Source organism: Chryseobacterium ureilyticum (assembly GCF_900156735.1).
Classification (GTDB): domain Bacteria; phylum Bacteroidota; class Bacteroidia; order Flavobacteriales; family Weeksellaceae; genus Chryseobacterium; species Chryseobacterium ureilyticum.
Window position 1 is genome coordinate 1 of sequence record NZ_FTOL01000018.1, and the last position, 5,534, is coordinate 5,534.

The 5,534-nt window shown below is 46.4% G+C and carries 2 tRNA genes and 3 rRNA genes; all 5 read right to left on the bottom strand.

Features of this window, described 5'->3' with window-relative positions:
• Positions 1–50: 50 nt before the first annotated feature.
• Positions 51–158: ribosomal RNA gene (rrf, locus tag BW983_RS23540) — 5S ribosomal RNA — on the bottom strand.
• Between the two features lie 162 nt (positions 159–320).
• A 23S ribosomal RNA gene (locus BW983_RS23545) occupies positions 321–3,077 on the bottom strand.
• Between the two features lie 153 nt (positions 3,078–3,230).
• Positions 3,231–3,304: transfer RNA gene (locus BW983_RS23550), tRNA-Ala, on the bottom strand.
• An 88-nt stretch (positions 3,305–3,392) separates the two neighbouring features.
• A tRNA-Ile gene (locus BW983_RS23555) sits at positions 3,393–3,466 on the bottom strand.
• Between the two features lie 204 nt (positions 3,467–3,670).
• Positions 3,671–5,187 (bottom strand): 16S ribosomal RNA (locus BW983_RS23560).
• Together the 16S, 23S and 5S rRNA genes with 2 tRNA genes alongside form the textbook arrangement of a ribosomal RNA operon.
• Between the last annotated feature and the right edge of the window lie 347 nt (positions 5,188–5,534).

Sequence of the window (5,534 nt, forward strand, 5' to 3'; positions counted from 1 at the left end):
AAAAAAAAGTCTCATACATTACTGTATGAGACTTTTAAAAATAAAATAAAAACTGGCGGCGACCTACTCTCCCGCGTTAGCAGTACCATCGGCGCTGGTGGGCTTAACTTCTGTGTTCGGAATGGGAACAGGTGAGCCCCACCGCTAAAACCACCCTAAAGGTTGTATATAAGATATCAGAGTTTAGAGCTCAGATATTAGACCTATATAAGTCTGATATCTGATGTCCTTTATCCGACATCTGTTTTAAGCGATAAAAACTTTCACAAAGACAAAACCTTTACTGCGCATAAAGCACTTGGTTTATATTAGTAACCATAGACTATAAATCTACGGGTAATTAGTACTACTTGGCTATGACATTACTGTCTTTACACCTATAGCCTATCAACGTCGTCATCTACAACGACCCTTAAAAGATGTCTCATCTTGAGGCGAGTTTCGCACTTATATGCCTTCAGTGCTTATCTCTTCCAAACGTAGCTACTCAGCGGTGCACCTGGCGGTACAACTGATACACCAGAGGTTTGTTCAATTCGGTCCTCTCGTACTAGAATCAAGCCCTCTCAAACATCTAACGCCCGCAATAGATAGAGACCGAACTGTCTCACGACGTTCTGAACCCAGCTCGCGTGCCACTTTAATGGGCGAACAGCCCAACCCTTGGGACCTTCTCCAGCCCCAGGATGTGACGAGCCGACATCGAGGTGCCGAACCTCCCCGTCGATGTGAGCTCTTGGGGGAGACTAGCCTGTTATCCCCGGAGTACCTTTTATCCTATGAGCGATGGCCCTTCCATACGGAACCACCGGATCACTATGTCCTGCTTTCGCACCTGATCGACTTGTTGGTCTCACAGTCAAGCACCCTTATGCCATTACACTCTACGCACGGTTACCAAGCGTGCTGAGGGTACCTTTGAAAGCCTCCGTTACTCTTTTGGAGGCGACCACCCCAGTCAAACTACCCACCACGCAATGTCCTTCTAAAAGAAGTTAGGCTCCAAGTAAGTAAAGGGTGGTATTTCAACGTTGGCTCCACCTACACTAGCGTGCAAGCTTCAAAGCCTCCCACCTATCCTACACATTACTTACTCAAAGTCAATACGAAGTTATAGTAAAGGTTCACAGGGTCTTTTCGTCCCATTGCGGGTAATCGGCATCTTCACCGATACTACAATTTCACCGAGCTCGTGGCTGAGACAGTGCCCAGATCGTTACACCATTCGTGCAGGTCGGAACTTACCCGACAAGGAATTTCGCTACCTTAGGACCGTTATAGTTACGGCCGCCGTTTACTGGGGCTTCAGTTAATGCCTTCGGTTTAACCCTAAGCACCTTCCTTAACCTTCCAGCACCGGGCAGGTGTCAGACCCTATACAGCATCTTTCGATTTAGCAGAGTCCTGTGTTTTTGATAAACAGTCGCCTGGGCCTCTTCACTGCGGCCACCATTGCTGATGGCGTCTCTTCTTCCGAAGTTACGAGACTATTTTGCCTAGTTCCTTAGCCACGACTCACTCGAGCACCTTAGGATTCTCTCCTCGACCACCTGTGTCGGTTTTGGTACGGGTTGCTTCACTTCGGCTTTTCTTGGATCAGATTACACTACAGCAGCTTCGCCCGAAGGCTAGGCCTTGACTATTCCGTCAGTCTCCAGCAGCTACATCCAACCGTCCCCTTTATTCGTGAGCAAGTATGGGAATATTAACCCATTGTCCATCCACTACCCCTTTCGGGTTCGCGTTAGGTCCCGACTAACCCTCAGCTGATTAGCATGGCTGAGGAAGCCTTGGTCTTTCGGTGAGCGGGTTTCTCGCCCGCTTTATCGTTACTTATGCCTACATTTTCTTTTCTATCCGCTCCACAATACCTCACAGTACTGCTTCTGCGCAAATAGAATGCTCTCCTACCAGATATATCTAAAATATAAATCCATAGCTTCGGTAATATGTTTATGCCCGATTATTATCCATGCCGGACCGCTCGACTAGTGAGCTGTTACGCACTCTTTAAATGAATGGCTGCTTCCAAGCCAACATCCTAGCTGTCAATGCAGTCCAACCGCGTTGCTTCAACTTAACATATATTTTGGGACCTTAGCTGTTGGTCTGGGTTCTTTCCCTCTCGGACATGGACCTTAGCACCCATGCCCTCACTGCCGTAGAACATTTATTAGCATTCGGAGTTTGTCAGGAATTGGTAGGCGATGAAACCCCCGCATCCAATCAGTAGCTCTACCTCTAATAAACTTATATACGACGCTGCACCTAAATGCATTTCGGAGAGTACGAGCTATCTCCCAGTTTGATTGGCCTTTCACCCCTACCCACAGGTCATCCGAAGACTTTTCAACGTCAACCGGTTCGGTCCTCCACTCTGTGTTACCAGAGCTTCAACCTGCCCATGGGTAGATCACAAGGTTTCGCGTCTAATCCTACTAACTATGCGCCCTATTCAGACTCGCTTTCGCTCCGGCTCCGGTACTTAATACCTTAACCTCGCTAGTAAAATTAACTCGTAGGCTCATTATGCAAAAGGCACGCCGTCACAGCATATAGCTGCTCCGACCGCTTGTAGGCGTACGGTTTCAGGTTCTATTTCACCCTTCTATTCGAAGTGCTTTTCACCTTTCCTTCACAGTACTTGTTCACTATCGGTCTTTCAGGAGTATTTAGCCTTGGAGGATGGTCCCCCCATATTCAGACAGGATTTCACGTGTCCCGCCCTACTCATTTATCATCTTAATATGCCTTTCATATACAGGGCTTTCACCTTCTATGGCTGTTCTTTCCAGAACATTCTATTAAACATAAAAAGACTTTTGGGCTAATCCGCTTTCGCTCGCCACTACTTACGGAATCTCTTCGATTTCTTTTCCTCCGGGTACTTAGATGTTTCAGTTCTCCGGGTTTGCTTCCCCTAAGGGATGACTGGTCTTCAACCAGACGGGTTGCCCCATTCGGACATCTGCGGATCAATTCGTGTGTGCCAATCCCCGCAGCTTTTCGCAGCTTACCACGTCCTTCTTCGCCTCTGAAAGCCTAGGCATCCGCCATACGCCCTTAACGATTTCTTTCCTATTGGTTACTCAAGCGCTTTATGCGCTCGGTTTTCTCTTTGTGATGTCTTTACCGTTAATGTCAATGATCTTAATTTCTTCTTTTCAAACTGATGAACAAATGTTGTTTTTGGCTCCATTCGTAACTTTTAAATCAGTCTTCCAAAACTGTGGAGAATAAGGGAGTCGAACCCTTGACCTCCTGCGTGCAAGGCAGGCGCTCTAGCCAGCTGAGCTAATTCCCCCTCTAGTAGACTTCAGATTGTAGAACTCAGATTACAGACTTTATTGTCTGACATATGATCTCTTATATCTTCACGTCCTTTTAATTAGTAGTCTCGGGCAGGCTCGAACTGCCGACCTCTACATTATCAGTGTAGCGCTCTAACCAGCTGAGCTACGAGACTGTCTGTTAGACTAACAGATTTCAGATATAGATATCAGATTTAACTGACCCTATTATCTTAATCCTTGTCTCTCTCAATCCCTTTACTAATTTCTAGTGGGTTTTGTATTTTTATATATCAACCAAACAAAAAACTAAAGCTATACTTTAAGTAAGTACTTGTATCTTTCGATACTATTTTTTTTTATCGTCTAACGACGCTCTAAAATGAGATGTTCCAGCCGCACCTTCCGGTACGGCTACCTTGTTACGACTTAGCCCTAGTTACCTGTTTTACCCTAGGCAGCTCCTGTTACGGTCACCGACTTCAGGTACCCCAGACTTCCATGGCTTGACGGGCGGTGTGTACAAGGCCCGGGAACGTATTCACCGCGCCATGGCTGATGCGCGATTACTAGCGATTCCAGCTTCATAGAGTCGAGTTGCAGACTCCAATCCGAACTGAGACCAGCTTTCGAGATTTGCATCACATCGCTGTGTAGCTGCCCTCTGTACTGGCCATTGTATTACGTGTGTGGCCCAAGGCGTAAGGGCCGTGATGATTTGACGTCATCCCCACCTTCCTCTCTACTTGCGTAGGCAGTCTCACTAGAGTCCCCAACTTAATGATGGCAACTAGTGACAGGGGTTGCGCTCGTTGCAGGACTTAACCTAACACCTCACGGCACGAGCTGACGACAACCATGCAGCACCTTGAAAAATGTCCGAAGAAAAGTCTATTTCTAAACCTGTCATTTCCCATTTAAGCCTTGGTAAGGTTCCTCGCGTATCATCGAATTAAACCACATAATCCACCGCTTGTGCGGGCCCCCGTCAATTCCTTTGAGTTTCATTCTTGCGAACGTACTCCCCAGGTGGCTAACTTATCACTTTCGCTTAGTCTCTGAATCCGAAAATCCAAAAACGAGTTAGCATCGTTTACGGCGTGGACTACCAGGGTATCTAATCCTGTTCGCTCCCCACGCTTTCGTCCATCAGCGTCAGTTGTTGCTTAGTAACCTGCCTTCGCAATTGGTGTTCTAAGTAATATCTATGCATTTCACCGCTACACTACTTATTCCAGCTACTTCAACAACACTCAAGACATGCAGTATCAATGGCAGTTTCACAGTTAAGCTGTGAGATTTCACCACTGACTTACACATCCGCCTACGGACCCTTTAAACCCAATAAATCCGGATAACGCTTGCACCCTCCGTATTACCGCGGCTGCTGGCACGGAGTTAGCCGGTGCTTATTCGTATAGTACCTTCAGCTACTCTCACGAGAGTAGGTTTATCCCTATACAAAAGAAGTTTACAACCCATAGGGCCGTCGTCCTTCACGCGGGATGGCTGGATCAGGCTCTCACCCATTGTCCAATATTCCTCACTGCTGCCTCCCGTAGGAGTCTGGTCCGTGTCTCAGTACCAGTGTGGGGGATCACCCTCTCAGGCCCCCTAAGGATCGTTGACTTGGTGAGCCGTTACCTCACCAACTATCTAATCCTGCGCGTGCCCATCTCTATCCACCGGAGTTTTCAATGTCGAATGATGCCATCCAACATATTATGGGGTATTAATCTTCCTTTCGAAAGGCTATCCCCCAGATAAAGGCAGGTTGCACACGTGTTCCGCACCCGTGCGCCGCTCTCAAGATTCCGAAGAATCTCTACCGCTCGGCTTGCATGTGTTAGGCCTCCCGCTAGCGTTCATCCTGAGCCAGGATCAAACTCTCCATTGTATGTTTGTCTGACTCACTCAAAGTTTTGACGCTTTAGTTTTTCCTTACTTGGTTGTTATATTGTATGTCAATGATCTTTATATCTTTCGCTTTTTAACGAAGCAATCTTTCTGTCAGTGTCGCTCCGTATTTGCGAGTGCAAAAGTAAAACTTTATTTCGTAATGACCAAATGTTCCGAAAGAAAATTTTAAAGTTTTTTAAGTAACCTTAATCTCTTTCCAAAACCTCAATCTATCCACTTCTGCGCTCCCTCAATTGGGACTGCAAAGATACTAACTTTATTTTAACTCGCAAATTTTATTTGATAAAAAATGCAAAGCTTTTTTTCGTTCCTCTCTTCTTGAAG